At 52.5% G+C, this 23,827-nt stretch carries 16 protein-coding genes and 1 other RNA gene; 7 read left to right on the forward strand and 10 right to left on the reverse strand.

Annotated elements, in window-relative coordinates:
• Window positions 1-898 (reverse strand): CNNM domain-containing protein (locus tag ACESLU_RS02815; protein WP_372634819.1); only part of this gene is annotated, 898 nt, incomplete at its 3' end.
• Window positions 899-982: 84 nt separating this feature from the next.
• Between ACESLU_RS02815 and ACESLU_RS02820 the strand changes: the two genes are divergently transcribed.
• From ACESLU_RS02820 to ACESLU_RS02835, 4 genes are all read left to right on the forward strand, one after another.
• Complete coding sequence (locus ACESLU_RS02820; RefSeq protein WP_372634823.1) at window positions 983-2,995, forward strand: ABC-F family ATP-binding cassette domain-containing protein; 2,013 nt, start codon at window positions 983-985, stop codon at window positions 2,993-2,995.
• Window positions 2,996-3,198: 203 nt separating this feature from the next.
• A complete protein-coding gene (locus ACESLU_RS02825) occupies window positions 3,199-3,966 on the forward strand; it encodes an SDR family NAD(P)-dependent oxidoreductase (protein ID WP_372634826.1) in 768 nt (255 codons plus the stop codon).
• A 71-nt stretch (window positions 3,967-4,037) separates the two neighbouring features.
• Complete coding sequence (locus ACESLU_RS02830; RefSeq protein ID WP_372634829.1) at window positions 4,038-6,476, forward strand: Lon protease family protein; 2,439 nt, start codon at window positions 4,038-4,040, stop codon at window positions 6,474-6,476.
• A 2-nt stretch (window positions 6,477-6,478) separates the two neighbouring features.
• Complete coding sequence (locus ACESLU_RS02835; RefSeq protein WP_372634831.1) at window positions 6,479-7,330, forward strand: universal stress protein; 852 nt, start codon at window positions 6,479-6,481, stop codon at window positions 7,328-7,330.
• Window positions 7,331-7,401: 71 nt separating this feature from the next.
• Here ACESLU_RS02835 and ACESLU_RS02840 read toward each other — a convergent pair whose 3' ends face one another.
• The 9 genes from ACESLU_RS02840 to ACESLU_RS02880 all read right to left on the reverse strand — a co-directional run bounded on the left by ACESLU_RS02840 (window position 7,402) and on the right by ACESLU_RS02880 (window position 19,740).
• Window positions 7,402-8,436, reverse strand: coding sequence for a TIGR00341 family protein (locus ACESLU_RS02840; RefSeq protein ID WP_372634834.1), 1,035 nt, complete (start codon window positions 8,434-8,436; stop codon window positions 7,402-7,404).
• 220 nt (window positions 8,437-8,656) lie between these two features.
• The gene (locus ACESLU_RS02845; protein ID WP_372634837.1) at window positions 8,657-9,742 is read right to left on the reverse strand and encodes a calcium/sodium antiporter; all 1,086 of its coding nucleotides are present in this window, start codon (window positions 9,740-9,742) and stop codon (window positions 8,657-8,659) included.
• A 22-nt stretch (window positions 9,743-9,764) separates the two neighbouring features.
• On the reverse strand, window positions 9,765-10,184 hold the full coding sequence (locus ACESLU_RS02850; RefSeq protein WP_372634841.1) for a secondary thiamine-phosphate synthase enzyme YjbQ: 420 nt from the start codon (window positions 10,182-10,184) through the stop codon (window positions 9,765-9,767).
• A 140-nt stretch (window positions 10,185-10,324) separates the two neighbouring features.
• Window positions 10,325-11,155, reverse strand: coding sequence for an alpha/beta hydrolase (locus ACESLU_RS02855; protein ID WP_372634845.1), 831 nt, complete (start codon window positions 11,153-11,155; stop codon window positions 10,325-10,327).
• Between the two features lie 346 nt (window positions 11,156-11,501).
• Window positions 11,502-11,869, reverse strand: a transfer-messenger RNA (tmRNA) gene (gene ssrA / locus ACESLU_RS02860).
• A gap of 423 nt (window positions 11,870-12,292) precedes the next feature.
• Complete coding sequence (locus ACESLU_RS02865) at window positions 12,293-14,068, reverse strand: hypothetical protein (RefSeq protein WP_372634848.1); 1,776 nt, start codon at window positions 14,066-14,068, stop codon at window positions 12,293-12,295.
• Between the two features lie 8 nt (window positions 14,069-14,076).
• Window positions 14,077-15,273: a hypothetical protein gene (locus ACESLU_RS02870; RefSeq protein ID WP_372634851.1), complete on the reverse strand. Its 1,197-nt coding sequence runs from the start codon at window positions 15,271-15,273 to the stop codon at window positions 14,077-14,079.
• Window positions 15,274-15,327: 54 nt separating this feature from the next.
• Complete coding sequence (locus tag ACESLU_RS02875; protein ID WP_372634853.1) at window positions 15,328-16,779, reverse strand: hypothetical protein; 1,452 nt, start codon at window positions 16,777-16,779, stop codon at window positions 15,328-15,330.
• Window positions 16,780-17,043: 264 nt separating this feature from the next.
• Window positions 17,044-19,740, reverse strand: coding sequence for an Npt1/Npt2 family nucleotide transporter (locus ACESLU_RS02880; RefSeq protein ID WP_372634856.1), 2,697 nt, complete (start codon window positions 19,738-19,740; stop codon window positions 17,044-17,046).
• A 448-nt stretch (window positions 19,741-20,188) separates the two neighbouring features.
• On the opposite strand from ACESLU_RS02880, the gene ACESLU_RS02885 reads away from it, so the two are divergent.
• The 3 genes from ACESLU_RS02885 to ACESLU_RS02895 all read left to right on the forward strand — a co-directional run.
• Window positions 20,189-22,432, forward strand: a complete 2,244-nt coding sequence (locus ACESLU_RS02885; RefSeq protein WP_372634859.1) for a patatin-like phospholipase family protein — start codon at window positions 20,189-20,191, stop codon at window positions 22,430-22,432.
• Window positions 22,433-22,608: 176 nt separating this feature from the next.
• Complete coding sequence (gene hisA / locus ACESLU_RS02890; protein WP_372634863.1) at window positions 22,609-23,412, forward strand: 1-(5-phosphoribosyl)-5-[(5-phosphoribosylamino)methylideneamino]imidazole-4-carboxamide isomerase; 804 nt, start codon at window positions 22,609-22,611, stop codon at window positions 23,410-23,412.
• 54 nt (window positions 23,413-23,466) lie between these two features.
• On the forward strand, window positions 23,467-23,827 hold a 361-nt coding region (locus tag ACESLU_RS02895), incomplete at its 3' end, for a nitrilase-related carbon-nitrogen hydrolase (RefSeq protein WP_372634866.1).

Consider the following 23,827-nt stretch of genomic DNA (forward strand, 5'->3'; position numbering starts at 1 on the left):
CGAAGCCGCCATACTCATCCACAGCCATGGCGATATGTTCCTGTTTTCTCATCAACCGCTCAAAGAAATCCTGGAGCGGGGTCATCTCGGGCACAATCAAAATATCGCGTTTAAACTCCTTAAGCGGTGTGGCCATCTCATTGCGGGCCATCATAAGCAGCAGATCGTTTTTCAACACATAGCCGGTTACCTCGTCCCGGGCCTCCCCGTAGACGGGAAGCCTCGAAAAATGCAGCTGCTCCACATTATCGCTGACCTCTCCCACCGTCTGATTTTCTTTAAATCCCACCACGACGGTCCGCGGCGTCATAATATCCTTTACCCGGAGGGAGCTGAAGCGGATAAGATTTTTAAAAATACGCGACTCCTCCTCTTCAAAGATCCCCTCTTCAACGCCCAGATCTGCCAGCGCCCCGAACTCCTCCCTGCTGAAGCTGGGAGTCTCGTCGTCCGACAGCAAGCGCGTGATAACCTGGGAGATCACCACAAAGGGATACAGCAGAATCAGTAAAATACGCAGCGTCCGGGCCGTAAAAGGAGCTAATCTCCGCCAATACGTTGCTCCAATGGTTTTTGGAATAATTTCGGATAACACCAAAATAAGCAGGGTAAGCACCGCAGAGGTGATCGCAACATAACCCTGCCCGAAGAGGACCTGTGCCTGTGCTCCCACGCCGGCCGCGCCCACGGTGTGCGCAATGGTATTAAGACTGAGGATGGCCGAAAGCGGGCGATCAACATCCTCCTTGTAATTCCGCAGCAGGCTGCCGCTCCTGCTCCCCTTGCGCTCCATGATAGCGATATACGAACGACTCACAGAAAGCAGTACCGCCTCCAGCAATGAACAGAGGAAAGACACCCCGATAGCGAGTAATAGATAGAAAATAAGTAAACCCATAGGCCAAAAATAGAATAAAAGTACCTCTTTAAAAAGAAGTGGTTGATAAAAATCCCAAAAATTCGGTTTAGCTCTACCCCATTGATGGTTATATTACGAGCCAACTCAAAAACCACCATCTTGCTTTCACTTAATAATATATCACTTACGTTCGGCGATCAAAATTTATTAAACGGGATCAGCACGCTCATCAACCCGGGCGAACGTATCGGCCTGGTGGGTCCCAACGGCGCCGGCAAATCGACGCTTCTGAAAATCATCGCCGGGGAAACTACCCCGGATGAGGGGGAGGTCAACACCTCCAGGGAAGCCACCATAGGCTACCTGCCCCAGGATGGCGTCGATCCGGATCCGACGTGTACGGTCTATGAGGAAGTTGAACGCGCCTTCGGGGAAATCCGAAACCTCGAACAGCAGGTCCGGCAAAAGCAGCGGCAGCTGGGTCAGCTGGATAAAGAATCCCCGCACTACCAGCAGGTACTGGACGAGATGGGGACGATGCAGAGCAAGCTCGAACAGTCGGGTGCCTACACGCTGCAGTCGGATATCGAAAAGGTATTGATGGGACTCGGTTTTACGCCCGAAGATTTCAACCGGTCGACGACCGAATTCAGCGGCGGGTGGCTGATGCGTATTGCACTGGCGAAACTCCTGCTCCAGCGGCCCACGTACCTGTTACTGGACGAGCCGACCAATCACCTGGATATCGAATCGCTGCGGTGGATGGAGCAGTTCCTTAAAAACTATGAGGGAGCCGTCATTATCGTGTCGCACGACAAGGCGTTTCTCAACGAGATAACCAAACGGACGCTGGCCCTGGATCGCGGGAACCTGCACGATTACGCGGGCAATTATTCCTATTACCGGGAAAAGGACAAAGAACGGCAGGAACATCTTCGGAAGGCGTATCAAAACCAGCAGAAAGAGATTAAGGAGACGCAGGAATTTATCGACCGGTTCCGGTATAAGGCGAGCAAAGCCAAGCAGGTACAGAGCCGCATCAAAAAACTGGAAAAGATGGATAACATTGAGCTCGATGAGCATGAGGAGGAGATCTCCTTCCGGTTTCCCCCGCCGGAGCGAAGCGGGGCCGTAGTGATGAAACTCGAGGAGATCCGCAAACAATACGACTCGAATGTCGTTTTTGATGATCTCAGCTACAGCGTCGACCGGGGAGACAAAATTGCGGTCGTAGGTCCCAACGGCGCCGGCAAATCCACGATGATTCGCATCATTGCCGGTCTCGAAGACTTCGACAGCGGCAACCGCGAGCCCGGCCATAATGTGACAACCTCCTATTTTGCCCAGCACCAGGCCGACGAGCTTGACCTCGACAAGACCGTCTTTGAAATTATGCGCGAGGCCGCTCCAAAGGCCAAAGAGACCCGTCTGCGAACGATCTTAGGTTGTTTCCTCTTCCAGGGCGACGACGTCTTTAAGAAGGTCTCGGTCCTCTCGGGCGGCGAAAAAAGCCGGCTGGCCCTGGCGCGGATGCTGCTGATGCCGGCAAACCTCCTGATCTTTGACGAGCCGACGAACCACCTGGACATGCAGTCCAAACAGATTCTTCAGCAGGCGCTGGAGCAGTATGAGGGTACGTTCATGATCGTCTCCCACGACCGGGACTTTCTCGACCCGATTGTAAACAAAGTACTCGAAGTGCGTCCCAATACCACCAATACCTTCCTGGGCAATGTATCGTATTACCTGGAAAAGGTGGACGAGCGAGAGAACAGCGCCGGGGACGGGAAGGATTCGGGGACCACATCATCCTCAGGTTCGAACGCCCAAAACGGTCTCTCCCGCAAAGAAGAGCGGCGTATTGAAGCGCAGAAGCGGCAGAAAAGATATACGCGTCTCAAGCCCTTTAAGAAGAAAATAGATCCCCTGGAAGTAACCATCGAACAAAAGGAAGCGCGCAAAAACGAGATCGAGCAGCTGATGGCAGCGCCTGACTTTTATGAGGACGAAGAGCGGGTTAAAGAGGTTTCGCTGGAATACGAGAAGCTGAAAGCCGAGCTGGTCGAAGTCTACGCCGAATGGGAGGAACTGGCGATGAAGATGAGCGAGATCGAGGAGGAATTCAGTAGTGAGTAGAAATCAGTAAATTACTGGTGAAGCCACTACATTTGATTGGACTCCCGGCCTGTCCTGAAATAGCTCGAATAGGGTATTTTAATGATACATAGTGAAGGTTGAAGGTTTCTGCTGGGTATAATCAAATTCCTAATGTTTGATACCGGCCAGCAGTTCTGTAAAAGAAGCTCTACATAATTAATAACCAATAACAGATCGTCAGCATGAATAAACTAAAAAACAAAGTCGCTCTCATTACCGGGGGCACCCGGGGTATGGGCCGGGCCGTTGCAGAACTGTTTGCCGAAGAAGGGGCCAGCGTTGTGATCAATGGACGCGATACGCAGAAGGGAGAAGAGGTCATTGAAAGCATCTCCCAACGCGGCGGGGAAGCGCTATTTGTGCAGGGAGACGTGCGCTCTCCGGAAGTCAACCGGAAGCTGGTGGAAAAGGCCGTCACCGCCTATGGCTCGCTCGATATCCTGATTCCCAACGCCGGGGTGCTCGGACTGGGATCCCTCACCGGGGTGAAAGAAGAGACCTGGCACCGCACGCTGGATACCAACCTCAACGCAATCTTTTACCTGCTCCGCGCGGCCATCCCGGAGATGCAAGAAACGGACACCACCGGCACGGTTGTGGTCACCGGATCCATCGCCGCCCACAAAGGCTTCCCCAACCACGCCGCCTACTGTGCTTCCAAGGGAGCCGTGGAATCGCTGGTCCGCCAGGCGGCCGTTGACTACGCCCCCGGCATCCGCATCAACCTGATCCAACCCGGTCCGGTGGAAACCAAACTGTATAACGACTCCGCAGTTGCCTTCCCCAACCCGGACACCATTCTGGATGAGGTGCCGGAAACGCTGCCCATGAAACGAACCGGAACTCCCGGGGATATCGCGCGGACGGTCCTTTTTCTGGCCAGCGAGGACTCCTCCTGGATCACGGGCTCCGTCATTGCCATTGACGGCGGGGCTTCAGCAGCCGGATAGGGTTTCCCGGGAACTTCTGTACCGCTATATTCATTTAAGGTTTACTAACGTGTAACCAAATCCATCACAAGGTGACAAAACTTGAAGCAGGTTCTCTTTACAGGCAATGTGATCCGGACTCTCTGGCATTTGAGACCACCGGCGAAATGGACGATTCCACCACCGTAATCGGCCAGGAAAGGCTCTCCGCGTCCCTGGAATTCGGCTATGGAATGGGCAAAGACGGCTTCAATATCTTTGCGCTCGGTCCGAATAAAATAAACAAGGAAGACCATCTCAAAGAGTTCTTGGAGGAAAAGTCAGCGGATCAGCCGGTTCCCCCGGACATCTGCCATGTGAATAATTTCGACGATTACTACAAGCCGGACGTACTGGAGCTGCCGGCCGGTCGCGGCAGTGAATTGCACAAGCAGATGGAGCAGCTTATCGATGACCTGGTGCCCACCCTTACCTCCGCCTTCGAAACGGAAGAGTATCAAAACCGGCGGCAGTCGCTGCAGGACCAGGTGCAGCAGGAGCAGGGACAAACGTTTGAGGATCTTAAGAACAAGGCTAACGAAAAGGGACTGGCCCTGATGCGCACGCCCGCGGGTTTCTCTTTCGCCCCCTTAAATGAGGAGGGAGAAATTATGGGCAAGGAGGAAATCCAGAACCTATCGGAGGAGAAACGGGAGGAGCTCGAAGAAAAGACCCAGGAGCTGCAGGAAGAGTTGCAAAAAATTATTCAGAAAATGCCCTCCAACAGGCGCAAGGCCCGGGAACGCCTGAAAGAGCTCGATGAAGAAATAGCCACCTATGCCATCAAGGATTTATTTGATGAAATCCGCGATAATTTCTCGGAGATTGAGGATGTTCAGGATTTTCTGAATGACGTAGAGATCGATATTGTCGAAAACGTGCAGTCTATCTTGGGAAATCAAAACCAGTCCGGCCAGGGGGGTAACCAGCTGCTTCAGATGATGGGAGGACAGCAGCCCCAGCAGCAGAGAGGGGGTAGAAATCCCGTACTGGACCGCTACCGGGTAAATGTGATGGTGGACAACAGCGAAATGGAAGGGGCTCCGGTTATCTATGAAGATAATCCCAATTATAAAAACCTGATCGGCCGGGTTGAATACCAGTCCAAAATGGGGACCCTGTCAACCAACTTTAACCTGATAAAGCCCGGCGCACTCCATCGGGCAAATGGCGGCTACCTGATCCTCGATGCCCGGCAGGTCCTGCTCGAACCCTTTGCCTGGGAAGGATTAAAACGGGCCCTGAAGTCAGGGGAGCTTAAGATTGAATCGCTGGGAGAATCCTACAGCATGGTCAGTACAGTCTCCCTGGAGCCCGAACCCATCCAGTTAGACGTAAAAGTGATACTGACCGGCGAGCGCCTGTTGTACTACCTGCTCTGCGAATATGACCCAGAATTCAGCAAGCTGTTTAAAGTTGAAGCCGACTTTGAAGATGAAATTGACCGCACGGATGAAAACAACAACCGGTATGCACAGCTTATAGCAGGACTCATTGCCAAACATGAGCTTCGCCCTTTTGACAACAAAGCCGTTGCCCGGATCATCGAACAGGGATCGCGCATGGTCGGCGACAACGAAAAATTGTCCGCCCAAACCAACGATATCACTGATTTGCTAAAAGAATCCAACCACTGGGCCGGCCGGCGGGAGCGGGACGTCGTAACGAAGGAGGATGTTGAAAAAGCGATAGAGCAAAAAATCTACCGGTCCTCCCGCCTCCGCGATAAAGTTCAGGAGAGCATCATCCGGGATTCCATCTTTATCGATACCTCCGGGGAAGCCGTGGGACAGATTAACGGGCTCTCGGTTGCCAAAGTGGGCAACCTCATGTTCGGTCGTCCCAACCGCATCACCGCCCGCGTGCAGCTGGGGAAGGGGGAAATCATCGATATTGAACGTGAGGTTGACATGAGCGGGTCCATTCACTCCAAGGGCGTACTGATCCTAAAGGGATTTTTGGGAGAACGATACGCCGGGGAACGACCGCTGTCGCTTTCCGCCAGTCTCGTATTTGAGCAGTCGTATTCCCATATCGACGGCGACAGCGCCTCCTCGGCCGAACTGTATGCGCTGCTTTCGGCTATCGGCGATATCCCGCTGAAACAGTCCTTCAGCGTTACCGGCTCGGTCAATCAGCATGGCAAGGTGCAGCCAATCGGCGGAGTCAATGAAAAGATCGAGGGGTTCTTTGATATCTGCAACCAGCGCGAACTTACCGGCCGGCAGGGCGTGCTCATCCCCAGGGCCAACGAAAAAAACCTGATGCTTCGCAGAGATGTCGTCGAGGCGGTCGAAGAAGGGGATTTTCACATCTATTCCATTGAAACCGTTGATGAGGGGATGGAAGTGCTGACCGGTATGGATATGGGAGTCCCCAAAGAGGACGGCTCCTATCCCGAGGATACCATAAATTACAGGATCATTGAAAAACTGACTCATCTCGCTGAACAGCGAAAAGCGTTTGCCAAATCTGAAAACAGTCAAGAGTAGTTATGGCCGAAGATGCAAACCATACCATCGTGGTTCGCGAAATCCTGGTTGCTGTCGATTCTTCGTCCCACAGCCGGGCCGCGCTCAGGGCGGCGGCCACCCTCGCAAAACTAATGGAGGCCAATATCCGGGGGCTTTTTGTGCATGAAGAACACTGGAGTCGAATCAGCAGGCTGCCCTCCGTGACATCCATTAATGAACTCACAGGCAAGGCCCATGTCCTGGAAGAAAAAGCCCTGGAACAGGAGATCGACTTGCTGAAAGAACGACTGCATCGGCAGCTGCAGCATATCAGTAAAAAGAATCAGATCACCCATTCCTGGGAAACGGCGCGGGGACGAGTGGACGAGGAGATCCTTCAGGCGGCGCGCAAAGCCGACCTGATAACCATCGGCAGCCGGGGACGATCCTTTCACCCGGGAGACAGGCTGGGATCCACAGCCAGAACGATCATCCGGAAAGCCGAAAAGCCCATTCTCCTGTTGAAGGAAGGCGTGGACCTGGGGAAAACGATTACGACCGTATTCGATGCTTCGGATGAAAGTCAAAAGGGACTCAGGCTTGCACTTTCGCTGGCCCAAAAAAATGACAGCACATTGAGTATACTGGTCCTGGATGAGGGTCAGGAAACCGAAGGGCAGCGCAATCAGAAGCTCGAAAAGATCGTGGATAGCGCCTCTATCCCCGTGACGATAACCATGCTTGAACGCCCCGACCTGTCCGCTTTTCTGAATGCCGTCAACCGGCAGCAGTCGGGATTGCTGGTGACGCCCAAAAAGCAATCTTTTTTTCAACAGCCCTCGTTGGAAACCACCCTGGGATACCTTAACTGCCCGGTACTGATGGTAGACTGATTCTCCCCCCCACTGCTCATAACAAACTGCCTTTAACATAATTTGAAAGCAATAATATGGGAGACAGGAATTTAAGGGACCAGCGCCTCCACGTCAAATTGTCCCCAGTACCAGATGATACCCGCAAAGATAAGCAGCAGCAGCGTCCATATGGCAAGCGCTGTACGGGACGCTTTTTTCGCCTTTTTCTCCTCCCACCAACTTCGGGGTCGAACGCCCTGGGCTAAAAATGTAAGAATTCCCGCGAGGTTAATACAGATAACATTTGTAACGGTCAATATGCCCGCGCCGACCGCCAATTGCATAAAGCCTGCCCCAAGCAGCAGCCCCAGGGCCACCAGCGGGGGTAACAGGGCCACCGCAACCATGACCCCGACAATGGCCGCCGCGACGCCTCTCGTAAAAGCCAGAACGCCCGCGCTCCCCGCCGCCAAAGCAATGATGATATGCTTCAGATTTACCATCGTTCGGGTTATCATTTCTTTCGCCCCCGGATCCACGGTAAAAACGATGCCCATGATCACCGATATCACCAGCGAAACAGCCAGTCCCGCCCCGTTGGCTTTTATAGATCGCCACCCCAACTCCAAATCTCCCAGTGTTAAAGCAAGCGAAAGCGAAACATTCGGAGCCAGAAGTGGAGCAATAACCATAGCCCCGATAATCGTAGCCACATCATTCAGAATCAGTCCCACCCCGGCTACCAGCGTGGAAAGTACCACCATAGCCAGGTAAATGGGAGTCAGTTCAGAACCCTCCGTGACATCCGCATACAGTTCCTCGCGGCTCACGCGCCCGGGTCCTTCGATCTCCTCTTTTGCCGCCACTTCTCCCACCTCTTCCTCTGCATCCTCAATATCGGGCTGGGGCAGCGTGGCCTCTACCGAAAACAACAGGATGCGAAAGCCCTCGATACTGCTGAATTTATCACTCAGCATATCGGAGATGACTTCCGTCTGATCCGCATTCGATAGGATCCGCAATATGGAGCACCCGTCGTCGAGATGGTCGGTCCACATCCCCATGATCCTTTTTTCCTCCAAAAGCTGACGGGCCTCGCGGGTGGTTTCAGGCGGGGCCATCATCTCTATCATTCTCAAATCCATAAATAACAATAATTAAAAGTGAGCTTTGGAAAACCGTTTTTTTGGACAATCTCTGTATTTTTGCATATTCAACATTTCCACATAGACCCTAAATGCTGTGGGCTTTAGTTCGCTCAGGCTTTGATACTGATCATCATTCCTTGTTTACAAAAATTATAAAAGTGAATTAACGGGTAACGTTCTGTAAAGGGTACAAACTAACGGTGTGAGAGTAAAGGGATTAGTTGCTGTTTTTACTCTTATCCCAAAATTCCTGAATCACGATAACCAAAATGGTAACTGCTGTTATTGGGATTACAAAATACAGCATTACATTGTTGAATTTCGGCAACAGGTCATGTTCTGTTGCATTAAACACCAGATACAAAGTATATGCAACATAGTAACCCAGAAATAAAGCTCCTTCCCACCTGCTGATTACTCCCCTTGTAAAAAATATAGGCAGACAGGCGATGGCCACCGCAATCATAAGGGGAATATCAAAACCGATAATGGATTCTGAAACTGATATACCCGAAGGAGCTAACATGCCGGATATGCCAAGCACACCCAATAAATTGAAGATATTGCTACCTACAACATTGCCAACCGTAATATCACGCTCTCCCCGAATAGCAGCAACAACTGATGTGACTACTTCAGGCATGGAAGTACCGGCAGCCACGATGGTCAGCCCAATAATCAATTCGCTGACACCCAGATAAGCGGCGAAGCTGACAGCGCTGTTAACAAACCACCGGGATCCCAAAACCAGCAAAGCTAACCCCGCAACTATAAGAAATACAGTTGCAAGCCAATTTATTCGATCGTTGGAACTTTCGTTCGTCTGTATTTTTTGATCAGACTCTTTTTTACGGGAATGGTTTCTAAGGCTTAATGCTACTAACACACCGAGATAAAGGATCAAGCCGGCTGCCAGTAACGCGCCATCAAAGCGGCCAATGGTTTGGTCCAGGCTGAGAAGCAAAACGGCAACAGAAACCGTGATCATCAGGGGCACATCGAAACGAATCATCTGTTGAGAGACGTAGAGGGGGATAATTATCGCTGACACCCCCAAAATAAAGAGCACGTTAATGATATTACTTCCAATAACATTTCCGAGTGCTATATCCGCCTGTCCCGACAGCGCGCCCCCGATACTGACTGCCAATTCCGGTGAACTCGTTCCAAATGCAACAACGGTTAAACCAGCAATGAGCGGGGAAATACCCAGGGCCGAGGCTGCCTTCGATGCGCCGCGGACTAACATTTCTGCTCCGAAAATGAGAAGGACAAAACCAGAAATAAAAAGTAGAATCGTCATTAATTTTTTTAACGTCTTTTGCCTATTCCCCCATCACCTGCAGAAAAATCCGGCGCTGGCGGGGATGGTTGTCGTGGTTGATGATCACAATCTGTTGCCACGTGCCCAATACCGGCTCACTATCATGGAGCGGAACCGTGATGCCCGGCCCCATCATCGTAGCTCTCATATGGGAAAAGCCGTTGTCATCGCCCCACGTCTGACCGTGGCGGGTCGCTTGATCTTTGGGGGCAAACTCCTCGAGCTTGTCTCTCATATCCTGCACCAAAGCGGGTTCAAATTCGATCGTTGAAACGGATGCTGTGGAACCGATGGGAAAAATGTGAATCAATCCCTCCGAATATCCGCTTTTACGGACAAACGAGCGGACTTCATCCGTGATATTCTGAATATCTGAAAAGCCTTCGGCTTCTACGGTAATTTCTTCGCTGTGAATATCCATAAGGGTTACCTATTGATTTGCTGATAACTGTTTAGTGGTTAAAAATGAACCCTGCAGTGGTTAAAAATGAACCCTGCTTAGAATAAATATGTGAGCAGCAACTCCAATATTTCCAACCATTAAACATGTTTACTGGTAATCTAATACATTTTATAGGGCGTGTGCTTAACTAAAAACGATCGTAATTGTTTCCGGTATTTCGTTTCCGTTTCCAAAAACCCGGAAGCATGCGACCCCCGTAGCTCCACAAACATTTTAGGCTTTCCGGCAGCCTCAAACAGGGTTTTTCCGTGATGGAAGGGTACAATCTCGTCATCCCGGCTGTGTGCCATGAATACTGGTGCCTTGATATTCTGCAGGTAAGCTATTGTATTATAATCGTATTTTAACAGCCAGCGAACCGGCAGCCACGGATAGAAATCAGCGGCCAACTGAGCTGCCGAGGTAAAAGAGGACTCAACTATGGCAGCCGCAGGGTCTTTACGCGCTGCCAGCCATGCAGCAACCGACCCGCCCAGCGATCGCCCCATCGCAATGATCTTTTCCTTTTCTATTCCCCGGGTTTCGGTCAAATAACCCCACGCGGCCGAAGCATCCCGGTAGGTACCGGTTTCGGATGGCGTTCCCTCACTGCGCCCGTACCCGCGGTAGTCAAAGATGAATACATTCAATCCCAGCTCGTGAAGCAACCGGATTGTCTCCAGGCGTCCCGATATGTTGCCGGCATTGCCGTGGCAATAGAGGATGGTCGGTGCGCTGTCTCCGGCGGTCACAAACCACCCGTGAAGCTGCAGGCCATTTGTAGTCTCGAAAGTAACATCCTCAAATGGCAACCCTGCTGCGGAAGGATCTGTCCCCATCTGCTTGGTCGGATGAAAGACCATCTGTGCCTGAAACAGATACATGAATAGCAGGATAAATAAATAGCCTGCTGCGATTACTCCTGTTATCCATAATAATGGTTTTATCATCTCTACCATCTTTAAAGCTGAAAACGCAACCTCTTGACCTGCTATTTAATTGGAATTCAGCTTTTTTGCAAATCTAAGCCAACACTTGTATACCGCCGTTCATTCTCCTTTTCCGAATACCTTCGGCGGCTGCTTTATTTATTTCAATAATTTCCTCATAAGACATGGCAAGTTTCAAGAATTGCCATGTCCAAAGGTCGATCAAATGAATCATGCCAACCGACGTACGAAGCTCTCAAGTTTCGACACCCGTAACCTTGCATGTAGCATCCGGAACCGATATCCCGCCTCAAAACAAAAAAGCCTCTCACCGGCACGGTGAAAGGCTTCTTTAAATATATAATAAAAGTGGAGGTGCGGGGAATCGAACCCCGGTCCGAAACGGTATATCGTTCAAGCATCTACATGCTTAGTTACCGAATTGAGTTTCGCCTGCAGCGACGCTCAGTAACACACAACTGCAGACTATTCCGCATGAATTTCGCACGGCACCTGACGGAAGGCAAGATGCCGTACTATCCTGTTATATCGACGCTCCCACCGGGACTAACAGGCAAGCGCCCGAGGGAACGGCTAAGCTGCGTTACGCAGCGAAGCTATAAGAATAGTTGTTGTCAACTACATTTAGTGCATGATGTTATTTACGAGTGTCATCGCTCAAACTCGGCATGCAGCCTGCGATTCTACTCATTCCGTCGAATCCGCTACACCCCCAATATGTCAAAGAACCAATGCTGTATTCAAGGCTTTCCTTTCTCACTCACCTTTCAACAGCTTGTCGTAATATAACACATTTATAACGGGATATCATTCCAATTATTTCACTGTATTTTGCCGGTCCGATATCCCCGTTGGTCCCAATGCTCGATGATTTCCCGATTCCTTTAGCCTTATTACATAGTTATATCTTAAGACGTTCGCTTCTCATTTTTTTAACTTTTCAGCTATGATAGGGGGAAACTGCAGTGCTTATCATTGTACTGGCGCGAGCTGCTTACCGTTTACTGCTCATCCACCTCTGCATCCAAAGGCTTACAGTGGTGTTATAGTTTTGAATTTCGACCTCCCTTTTCCCTGCCAATAATGAACTTTCGACCCCCTTCCAATTCCCATTTCCCAATTCCAAACTACTAATTCCTAACCCTCCCTGCGTATTCCCACGACCCGGGCCCCGCTCTCCCCCTCCTCAAGTGCCACATACACGGTCGTTTTCCTGTCGGGATGCTTCTCTCCCCCTCGCAGCGTGTGTATCTCCACCTTCAATACAGGAGGACCCTCTTGTCCCCCGCGAGCGATGTCGATGTCACCCAACCGGGTATCCAGCTCAATAACCGGCCGGGAGGTACGCCCGTTTTCTGTCCACCGCCGGTCCTCGCGGGTAGCGGTATACGCATATTCGGTTTGATTTCCCTCAAAAAGCTCCCCCTCTACGCCCAGGTCAGCAAAAGTCAGCACCAATTTTCCCTCCGACAGCCGGCTCTCGAGCTTATCCAGGGGATTGACCCGGCCAAACCAGTAGCGACCTATCTTGTTCCTGCGTTCTTTCAGCGTCTGTACCAGGTAAGCCTCCGCTTCGGGATCGGACAGATCCCCGGCTTCGACGATGGACCTGATATCCTCATCCGAGAAGGCCATCACCATCTTCGCTCCCCAAAAACCGTCGCGGGAGGTTATTTTCTCGAAGGCGGGATTCGGGTAGCTGGGCACCCATCCGGCGGGACTGAATATCTGGGACTCAAAATAGCCGACGGAGGGGTAAAAGGGGCGATCTTTGGCTTCGGGGCGGGCCCAGGGTTTTACATAGAGCCCCAGGCTGGCATAGAGCAGCCCCATGTAACGGGGATCATAGCGGTATTCCTGTCCCCTTTTCGTGTGCCGCAGCGTGGTGCCGACGGTCCCGAGCGTCGATCCCATATCCAGCAGAAAGTGACGGATGTAGCTCCTGTCCCCTTCCTCCACGTATACCGCCATTGTATTGCCCGACCGCCGGTCGGTGTCGTTGAGCCACGAAGCAAGTACGCCGAGCCCGCGCACCTCGCGACGGTCTTCATGGGGAATCCGGTCGTTGGGATCGTCTTTCCTGGTGCCCTTGAAGTTCCAGGGTCCCAGGGGACGACCGTTAACGTACTTGCTGGCCAGCACGCGGATTTTGCCATCCTCCCGCCTGTACGTCTTGTTTATTATCTCCCGCAGGTCCGCTTCGGTCAGCTGCCGGGTTTCGTCCCCCCTTGTGACGGTGGCATCCTCGGCTATGGTCAGCTGCCGGGGATCCAGGTACGTTATGCTGTTTTGGGGCACGTAATAGCCGGCGGCATAATAGATGTTGGTGGCTATGACCTCCGAAGAGGACATCAGCTCCGAGAAGTCCGCGCGGTCCAGCTTGATAATGTAGGTATTATCCCGCGCATCCCGTATGGTGAAGCCGGGCGTGACCCCTTCGGACTTGCCCCGGATAACGGTTATGGGTCGGGTGGTGTCGGGCCGGGCATCGGTAAGCGGTCCACGTGTTAAGGCCGCTGCATCCATCGGCTCAAAGTAATGCCGGCGGCTGTACCAGCTGGAACCGGGCACCTCATCGAGCATATTCACGTTGTCGGCTTCATCGGGACCGTTGACCCCGGCCCAGTGCCCCAGGGCGCGGAATGACCGGCCCAGATCCAGGGGCTTCTCAAGCTGGTAAAAGGTACTGAGGTACAGGGTCTCCCACCTGAAGCGTTCCTCACTCTCCCCGGGAAGCGGGATGTCTTTGTTGTCCGGGTCAAACGTTTTGACCGGCTGGAGGGTATAGGGGCGGGACGTGCTGCACGCGCCCAGCAGGGTGAGGCAGAGCAGAAGCAGTATAAATGAAAATGTCGAAATACGATTCAAGAGCTTGGTACCCATGGAAACAGGGATGTTATTATATCGGTTCATACCGCCGGTTAGTGTTCATAAAGCAGGGTCTGATAGACCATTCGTCCCCCGGGACGCTCGCCCCCCGGCGTCCAGAAGGATAACACGGTCCCGTTTTCGTTCACATCAACCCGGGCAAATCCTTTGTGGGAGTAGACAAAATCAGCCGTTTTTCCCCTGCGCACGTAGCTCTGCACGGTGCCGGAGCCGGCCGTTACATAATGCTGGTCGCCAATCGGGTGATACTGCAGGCTGTGCTCGTGTCCCGATGCATACACGAGGTCCCCGTGCCGGCGGAAAATACGGGTGAGTTCAACCCGCAGCTGCCGGTACTCTTTACCCGCCAGGTCCTGCCGGTACCCCACTATCCGCCGATACAGGGGATTAATCGATCCGATAACGGGCAGCGGCAGGTAGAGCGAGGAGTGGTATTTCAGCAGGGGAAACAGGTGATCCTCCACGGGAAAGTGCCCGCCGTGCGTCCCGTTGCTGTACAGGGGATGGTGACCGGCGACTATTATATTGATATCCTGGCTGTCGTAGTGCCGCGCCAGGGAGTCCACGACCTGCACAAATTGCTCCCTGGTGCCGGCGGCACAGTCTTCGGGCGCGGGCTTTTCGTGGGGATAGAGCCACCACTGCGTGTCAATCAGCAGCAACACGTGATCGGGACCCAGCGGGAGTTCAGAGGGACCCGGACAACCGTCCCGGGGAGCGAAGGCGGTCGCACCGAGCCGGTCCCGGATATAGGCTTGCTGGCGAAGAATCGCTTCCAGGCCGCCCGGCTCGTCGTGATTCCAATCGTGGTTTCCGGGGATAAAGACCGGGTGGCCCCGGTACTCACTCAGCAGCTGCAGCTGGGTGTCGATCCGCCGCTCCGAATCGCTGCGATCGGGATGCCCTTCGGGCAGCAGGCCGTAATTGTAGATATTATCGCCCAGGAAGACGACCGCCGATTGCTCGCCGGCCGCTGCAAGGTGATGCTGGAGCACCCCCAGGTTCGGCTCCAGCGGATCGGTCGACGGGTCCCCGGTGTCCCCAATCAAAAACAGCGTAAACCGGTGATCGCCCAATTCCACACCCTCTCCCCGGGCGGCGGGACGATCGTCCGCGTGTTTGTAGTAGGGCGAGCTGGCCCCGCATCCCCATATCATCCCCGACAGCAGGAGAAAAACGACACCGTAGCACAACCGGGGAAAAGGGTGTGCTTCATCTCGTAATCTCAACCCCTTTTCCGCTTTATTTTTTTGTTTTGTCAGTCTCATATACTCGTGCAAATTCTAAAAGTTCATGCTGAATTCCAGCAGGCCCCGCGACCCCTCCTTGCTGAATGCTATTTCGACCCGAAACAGGAAATCGGAAGCGGTCATAAACCGCAAACCCGTACCCACCGATCCGTGAAACCGATACAGCCCGATCTGGTCGTAGGTATTGAAAACCTGTCCCTGGTCGGCAAACAACACGGCATCCCAGGTGTCCCATATGGGATAGCGGTATTCGAGGGTCAGCAGCAGTGATCCCAGGTCCCGGAAGCGATCCTGCCGGTACCCACGAAGGTTATCGGCATCACCGAGAATGCTTTGCTCGTAAAAAGGAACAGAGCTGCCGGCCAGGGGATATCTCTTGTACAGGCGGGCCCGGAAAGCCAGCCGCCGGTCCGGGGGGAGGCCCGGAATCGCAAAAAACTGCTGCCAGTCCCCGTAATAATTCAGGTATTCATAAGCGTCGCCCGTCAGCCCGCGGTTATAGCGAATCCCCACATCGTACAATGCCCCGGAGTAGACCCGTATCTTGGTTTGCTTGAAATCGTAGGAGGTGGTGACCGTACTGATCAAGCTGGTATTTCTATTCTCGAAAAGCCCCCTCCTGTTGTCAACGGTTGCACCGAGGCCCGTATTGAATAGCGTTGCTTTTCCCGGACTGAATGCCCCGGCGGCTGTGGGTTCTCCGGCGGGTACTCCATCCCCGGCAGCCGCAACAAGATGATTGATATCGGTGTGGATGAGTCCCCCGCTTACGGTTGCCAGTACATTCCGGCGAATCAGGTATCCGGCCTGGGTCTCCAGGTTGTACTGCTCAACTTCGTAGCTGCCCCGCTGATCATCCGAGCTTCTGTTTCCGCCTAAAAAGATATTCTGATCGTCATTGCTCCGCAGGTTGCCGTTTACCGTCACCTGGTACCTGCGCTGCCGGGTGGGCGGGATCTTATAATTGACGCCCAGTTTGTAGTTCCCCGGATTGGTATAAAAGGTGTTGAAATCAAGCGAGTGTCCGCTGTCGAAGAGATCCCGGTTAAAGTAAGTGATGCCTGCCGCAAAGGGCGTACGTCCCCCCACCGAAAAATTGGGATAAAACCCGGCGGTCCCCTCCTCATTCAAAAAGAAGTCCGATACCCTGGAATAGAGCTGGTATTCCCCGCTCCATACCATCCCCCACTTGAGGGGCCGGGTCGCCAGGTGCAAGAGGGCGGACGGCGCCTTCAGCAGCTGCCTTCCCAGGGAGGGCTCAGTGCTGTACGGGATGGAATCGGGATGCGCTTCCCCGGGGAGGGTATCCGGCGGCACCGGCCCCGGGCGGGCCGAAAGCTGGAAAACGACGCTATATTCTCCCGCCGGCCCGTCCATGGGGACCTCCACCATACTGGGTTGGGGGGAGCTGTCCGCCGCCTGGTATGGGCCGATGCACAGCAACAGGAAAACGATCCCCCCAAAAAATCGGATCTTTGTGGTCAAAAAAGAGTTCACAAAATTATCTGACAGTTACATGTTATTAAGATAGTTCAAGGGGTCGTTCTCGCAATCCCCCTCCAAACGCTGACAGGGGCAAACAATCAAGGTACCAAACAGTTTACGACTACCTGCCGGCCATACCCCCCGGCAAAACGTGCAGGTTGAAGCACCTGCCATATCCAAAAACCCTACTGAGATCAAACAGAAATACGGTCGTTTTAGTTTAACGTAAATTCCATAGCGCTGTCACAATAACTCCCATCCTGCTCAGTCCCTTCGAACTGTTTCTCCCCCGTCAGCCCCCGCCCTGACCTCGGATACCCGTTCCTGCAGGGTGGGATGATCCAGATCGGCCAAAAAATGCAGCGCCTTTTCGGTGGTCTGTATTTGATGTTCAAACGGTCCGTAGTCATTCTGACTCGACAACAGGGATTCGAAAAGCGGCATTAAAAACTTTTTGACCTCCCACTCGATCAAATTATCCAGAAACTCAATACTTTCGGAAATCAGTGCATTCTTGTCGCTGCGGATGCCTTTATACACATTATAGATATCTTCTGCGTCGTATATCAGGCCCAGGAGCCGGAAGATATTTTCAAAGCTCCTGGAGATCTCTTCATCCACCTCTTCCAGCAGGGCCGACCCGTAGTCCGAAACTTTAAGCACCACATACGATTGTTTGAGCAGGGCATAACGCCGGGCCTCTTCGCGGACACATTTTTTTAATTTTTCTTCATCAAAAACAGGCGATTCAATATTCAGCCGAATTTTGTTGAGTGCTTTGATCACCTGGTGCCGCACGGGGATATTACAGTAACTGAGGGACAACTGCAGCACATTAAGGGTCACCTGGCTGGGAATGAGATATAAGATACGCGGTATCTGCAACCGCTTTGAGAGGGACAGCTGGTCGTCGGTCAGGTAGTCAAACATCGTCCCCAAAATGCGTTCGCCGTACATGGAAAGCCCTTTCTGAGCCGTTCTTCTATACTGCTCTGAGTCAAGAAAATCCAACAGGATATGGATAAACTCCCGGTCCCCGGACTCACCGGCGCTGATAATGGCTCGCTCGACCACTTCGGGAGATGAATCCCTCAGAAGCGTTTTCAGGATGTGGGTCCGGGAGGGCTCGTAAACCACGCTCAGGGCTCGCGCGGTTTCGTATCTCAGCTCTTTTTCGCCCTCCCCTTTATAGCTCAGCGCGCTGTTTAACAGATCGGTGGTAATTAATGCTCTTTCCTGCCTGCTTCCGTCTTTCGTGATCAGGCCGAGCGTAGAGGCCCGGATTTTAACATCCTGATGCCGAAGTCCCTCGCGCAGTATCTGCTGCCAGTCCCCTTCATATGCTGAGGAATCATAAAAATGGTAGATGTAGCGGGCCGCTTCGAGGCGAACCTCCACACTGGGGTCCTCAATCAGCCTGGCGATCTCTTCAATATATCCATCAATTTCACGGGTGCGAAACAGTTGGAGACACCGCTTTCGTACCACCGGACTCGGATGCCCCAACAGCTGTTCCAATGGCTGGATTGGGATATCCTGAAGGTCATAATGCGCTTCGATATTTTTTAGCGAGTGTAAGACCGTGCGCTCATCCCGGCTCTCTAAATTACGGAGGATCTCGGGTTTGGGTACTTTTTTGTCTGCCGATCGTTTCCCCGCCTGGTTATCATTTACCTGCTTTTCAACCGATTCACGGAATTCATTCACATAGGAGCTTTGCACCCACAGCGACAGGATGATCCAGCATACGAGCAGACCTATGACCACCAGGCTGAGCTGCTGTACGGTGAGGGTAAACCGAAAAGTAAGAAGCAACAGCAGCAGACCGGCAAAGCCTTGGGCCCCGTTGTCGACAAAAAGATCGATAAATACTTTCGTGCGTTTCTTTAGTTTCATTTCCACCGGTACGAACAACAGCTCCCGGCCGGTCCGGTCCAGGGAATGCTTTAAACTCTGGTCCGCTCCACGCACCAGGATGGCCGCCGCCAGGCCGGTCCACATAAAAAGTCCGGCCGAACCCAACAGCAAAATGATGGGCAAAATAGTGACCGCGCCGCCTACCCCACGGCGTTCAATATACGTTGATGACAAAAACAGCTGAAGTAAAAGCGCGATAACACTGACCCGCCCGTAAAAACGTCCCATAAAAGTCGTGAGGCTGTCATCCGTGACATAGACGGCCGATGCTATGGTTTTAAACTGGTAATCGATGATGGTAGTCGAAATGACCGAAAGGGCGATAATACCCATAATCAGCATCAGGTGGCGGGAGGTGATGATATCGTTGAAAAGGGCTTTTCCATATCCCGGTTTCTCGGGTTCTGGCTGAGACTCTATGGATTCTACAGTTACGGCCGAGTGATGGGCTTCTGCGCGAATGGCCCAAACCAGGAATAAGGTGCTGAACAGAATAGCGGCCCCGATCAGGAGTAGATTTTGCGGGTCGACGCCCAGCTGATCGATCAATAAGCCGGTAATCTCACCCCCGGCCATAGCGCCCGCGATCGCGGCAAGGCTCAACAGGCCAAAAATGCGTTTGGCCTGTATGGGGCTAAAGAGCGCGTTCGACAACAACCAGAATTGAGAGGTGATCAATATTGAATAGATGCTCACCCAGATGTATAAGAGGTAATAGAGGACGGGAGAGTCTACGCGGATGAGCCACCAGATGACCACCAGGTTTGCTGTCAGGAAGAGGGTCACTCCATTTATCACCCAGCCCAAACTGACTTTATTGGAAAAGCGCGAATAGGCCATGGAGATGGGAATGACGGCCAGGGCGGTAAACATGAACACCAGGGGGAGCTGCCGGGAGCCCAGCTCCACCAGGAACAGGCTGTCGCGTACCGGTTTCAGCAGGTACAGGGTAACCAGCAGGATAAAATTATACAGGATCATAAGCCCGGCCAGCTTACCCTCTCCCCGCTTTATGTCAATTATGGAGCGTAAATATTCTTTCATACGTACGATGTGATGACTACCTGGATATTACAAAGCAACTCTGAAAATGGGGCGCCGTTCTCAAAAAACAGTGCCCGCAGCAATCCCGAGTACAGGTCCCTCGAAAATGAGATATTCGGGGCTAACGCCTCTTTTCAGTATTTTCATCGGGTCCCGGCACAAACGAGATATGGAAAATCACCTACTCAACGGCTTGTCTTACGTAATTTAAACAACTTCCGTTTCAATCAAATTCAACTATTTGAATAAATGTATAAATAAAATGATCCTTTATATCATTCCCATGGCCGGCATACAACGGGAGTACTTGCATGATAATATTGATCACTCACGGAAAATATTGTTTGACGGGGCTGTTTTCCTTGTTTTCATATCAGGGTTTAATTTAAAAACTATTTATCCTTAAGTTCCCTGTTTTTTAGATTATGCTATGACACCTTACCCTATCATGCGTAACATTATTTTGCTAACAGGATTCCTGCTCATGGGGTGCGTTTCGCCTGCGCAGGGACAAAAGGCGTGGGGTACCGAATGGGAGGGAGACGTGGATGAATATGCAGATAGAAATCCGCCGCGAATCGGACTGGCACTGAGCGGCGGCGGCGCCAAGGGATTTGCACACATCGGCGTCCTCAAGGTACTGGAGGAAGCAGGCATCCGGCCCGATGTCGTTACGGGTTCCAGCATGGGCAGTGTTATGGGGGGACTGTATGCAATAGGATACACCCCTGCCATGCTCGAGGAAATTGCCCTTTCAAACAATTGGGAGGAGTTTTTCAGCAACCGGGCGCCCCGGCAGTATCAATCCATCTACCAGAAAACAAATCAGTCCCAAAACCTGCTTACTTTCCCGTTCAGGGATGGTTCGGTGAGATTGCCCCGTGGACTTATAAAAGGCCAAAAGATTGCTATGCTGCTCTACCGGCTGACCGAACCTTATCACGGAGTCACTGATTTCAGAAACCTGCCGATCCCTTTTGCCTCCGTCGCCACCAACCTTGCCACGGGCGAAGCCGTACGCATGGACCGGGGGTATCTGCCGGATGCCATCCGGGCCAGCACTGCCATTCCGAGTATATTTGAACCGGTAAAAATCGACTCCTCCAGCTATATTGACGGAGGGTTGGTGCGTAATATTCCCGCCTCGGATGCCCGGGAACTCGGGGCCGACTTTGTCATTTCATCTGACGTAAGCAGTCCCCTCTCACCCCCGGACAGTCTCCACTCGTTCGTCGATATCCTGTGGCAGGCCGTGGTCTTCACCATCGAAACCTCCAACAGCCGACAGCTTGAGCTCACCGACATCCATATCCAGCCGGAGATCGACGGCTATACCACCTTTGACTTTGATGAGGCTGCCCGGCTGATTAAAATAGGCGAACAGGCTGCCCGCCGGATGCTGCCCCGCCTCAGGACATTGGCTGACTCGGTCAACACCTCTCCGCACAAGATCATACTACCCCCTTTTGTGGAGCAATCCGACACGCTGTTGATCAAGCAGGTAAACGTAAGGGGCTCCAATGCCTATTTGCGGGACCGGCTAAAAAATTCGCTGCGGATTGAAACGCCCACCCGGCATTCCCTTGCAGAGCTGGAACATAAACTAAACCGTATATATAATTCCGGTTCTTTCACCGATCTTATCAGCTACCGTCTGCAGGAACTCCCCGACCGGAGCGGGTATCTCCTGAATATTGATATCACTACTGAAAACCAGCAGTCGGTCGGTTTTGGCGCGCGATATGACAGCCACTACAAAGCTTCCCTGCTTTTCAGCGGGACCTTCAATCAGATCATAACGCACGGGGATGCGCTGCTTGCGGACCTGAGGCTGGGGGAGCAGCTGCAACTGCAGGGCACCTATTTTTTGCCGCTTTCGTTTTATCCCAAAACAGACCTGACGCTGATGGGGGGCGCCACACGCCTGTCCCTCGATATTTTCAGCAACGAGCAGCGTGTCTCCTCGGTAGACGTGGAACAGCTCTCCTTTTCTCCCCAGCTGCGAGTGGAAATCAAGCCCCAGCTATTTCTTGGAGTGGGACCCCATTTCGAGGTCTATAATTTAAACGAAGCCATTGGAGAAACGATTTTCCTGGATAATATAAATGGCCTTATTACCGCTCAGATGGAGATATACGGTGATTCTTTTAACCACGCCTACTTTCCTTCGCGGGGACACAAACTGCTTGTTAAGTCCCACCTTTCGGATGGCCGCTGGGGCAGCAGCCGGACGTTCTGGCAGTTTGCGGCGGACTGGCAGGCGCGCTTTCCCCTGTCAGACCGGTTTTCTTTGCTTTCCCGGTTAACGGCGGGACGCACAATTACCTACTCGTCCACCCTGCCGCTGCATTATCGTTTTTTCGGGGGCGGGGCGGTGCCTGTCTCTATCTTCCGGGAACGGCAATTTCCTGTTTTAGGATATGAGGTTCAACAGTTATCGGGAGAAAATATCGGGGCGCTCCAGGTGGGCGCCCAGCTACGGATTCCCAAAAAGACATTCCTCCAGCTGAAGTGGAACGCGGCCAACCTAAACAACGATACGGGATGGGAGCTTGATCCCTCGGCATTTAAATCGGGCTTCGGGCTCTCCGGCGGCACCCAAACCATCATCGGTCCCGTTGAACTGACGCTCATGACTCCGGCATTCGACGGACCCTATGCCCTGCGAATTAATGTGGGCTATGCTTTTTAATTCCGGTTTCAGGCAAAAAATTCTTTTAAAATAGAAATTAACCAATCTTAAACTTACTTTCCTGCCTTGCAATAAATCTAAGAACGTTTTGAAAAACCAGTCCCGAAGCATCGGGAAGTATCAAAGCCTGATCGCATTCAAAACCACAGCATAGAAAGCATCTGTGAGGATGTTGAATGCCTGAAAATGCAGCTATTGGCCACAAGTACGGTTTTGCAAAGCCTTCTGTAAATGCCAACATTACGAATACTATAATGATTGTCATCCCCGCTGTTGATCTGCTCGACGGACAGGTGGTCCGCCTGCAAAAAGGAAATTACGAACAAGTTACCATCTATAACGAAGACCCGCTTCAGGAAGCCCGTAAATTCAAGGACGCCGGCTTCAATCATATTCATATCGTTGACCTGAACGGGGCCCGGGAAGGAACGTTCGTCAACCTCGCCCATATCAATGAAATTATAAACGAACTGGGACTCTCGGTCCAGACGGGAGGCGGCATTCGCAGCTACGATGATGCCGCTATGCTCTTTGACCACGGCGTCTCGAATATCATCTGCAGCTCTATGGCGGTCAAAAACCGCGAAGACTGGCTGAAAGTGCTGGACACCTACGGAGAGCGGGCCATCCTGGGCATGGATCTCAAAGAGGGAAAAGTAGCCTATGGCGGCTGGCTTAAAACCCTCGATCAGTCACTGGACGACTTTCTCCGGCCGATGATTGAGCGGGGACTTTCCACCGTGCTGTGTACCGACATTTCACGGGACGGCACCCTGGAGGGGGCCAATACGGAGCTTTACCAATCACTGCAGCAGCAATATCCCGGGCTTCAATTTATCGCTTCCGGCGGCGTTTCCGGCCTCACGGACCTGAAGACCCTCAGCGAAGAGCAGCTTTACGGCGTGGTGGTGGGACGTGCTTACTACGAGCAAAAAATCACGCTGGAGCAAATGCTCCGGTATCACCGGGATCGGGGGTAACATCCCCCGGCGAAGCGGCTGCATGAATCATGTTATTTCTCTACTTTAACGCCGTTGGCCGGTCGGTCCTGCAACAACCGGCAGGCGTTATGGATTCAACGAGACCGGTGGAAGTCGGACACCGCTGGTTCCCCGGAGCACTGGGACCGGCTCGCTTTCAATTTTTTAATGATCAAGACATTACATACAAACGACGAACACCCCGACATGGATGTAAAAATCGCAGCCTGCCAGATGGAAGTTTCTCCGGGCCACCCGGATGCCAACGCCGCAAAAATGCTCAACCTGATTGAGCAGGCAAAAGCCAACAGGCAGGATATCGTTATTTTCCCCGAAATGGCGGTCCCGGGCTATCTGATCGGCGATGAATGGGAAAACAGGGCGTTTGTCCTCGACTGCTACCGGTATAATGAGC

Origin of the sequence: Fodinibius sp. (assembly GCF_041642155.1) — a bacterium.
GTDB lineage: Bacteria > Bacteroidota > Rhodothermia > Balneolales > Balneolaceae > Fodinibius.

What these genes read in the sequence shown, in the direction of transcription:
- ACESLU_RS02885 (WP_372634859.1), top strand. Translation starts at nt 20,189, where the DNA reads ATGCGTAACATTATTTTGCTAACAGGATTCCTGCTCATGGGGTGCGTT.
- ACESLU_RS02840 (WP_372634834.1), bottom strand. Translation starts at nt 8,436, where the DNA reads ATGGATTTGAGAATGATAGAGATGATGGCCCCGCCTGAAACCACCCGC.
- ACESLU_RS02880 (WP_372634856.1), bottom strand. Translation starts at nt 19,740, where the DNA reads ATGAAAGAATATTTACGCTCCATAATTGACATAAAGCGGGGAGAGGGT.
- ACESLU_RS02855 (WP_372634845.1), bottom strand. Translation starts at nt 11,155, where the DNA reads ATGATAAAACCATTATTATGGATAACAGGAGTAATCGCAGCAGGCTAT.
- ACESLU_RS02845 (WP_372634837.1), bottom strand. Translation starts at nt 9,742, where the DNA reads ATGACGATTCTACTTTTTATTTCTGGTTTTGTCCTTCTCATTTTCGGA.
- hisA (WP_372634863.1), top strand. Translation starts at nt 22,609, where the DNA reads ATGCCTGAAAATGCAGCTATTGGCCACAAGTACGGTTTTGCAAAGCCT.
- ACESLU_RS02825 (WP_372634826.1), top strand. Translation starts at nt 3,199, where the DNA reads ATGAATAAACTAAAAAACAAAGTCGCTCTCATTACCGGGGGCACCCGG.
- ACESLU_RS02850 (WP_372634841.1), bottom strand. Translation starts at nt 10,184, where the DNA reads ATGGATATTCACAGCGAAGAAATTACCGTAGAAGCCGAAGGCTTTTCA.
- ACESLU_RS02820 (WP_372634823.1), top strand. Translation starts at nt 983, where the DNA reads ATGGTTATATTACGAGCCAACTCAAAAACCACCATCTTGCTTTCACTT.
- ACESLU_RS02865 (WP_372634848.1), bottom strand. Translation starts at nt 14,068, where the DNA reads ATGAACCGATATAATAACATCCCTGTTTCCATGGGTACCAAGCTCTTG.
- ACESLU_RS02835 (WP_372634831.1), top strand. Translation starts at nt 6,479, where the DNA reads ATGGCCGAAGATGCAAACCATACCATCGTGGTTCGCGAAATCCTGGTT.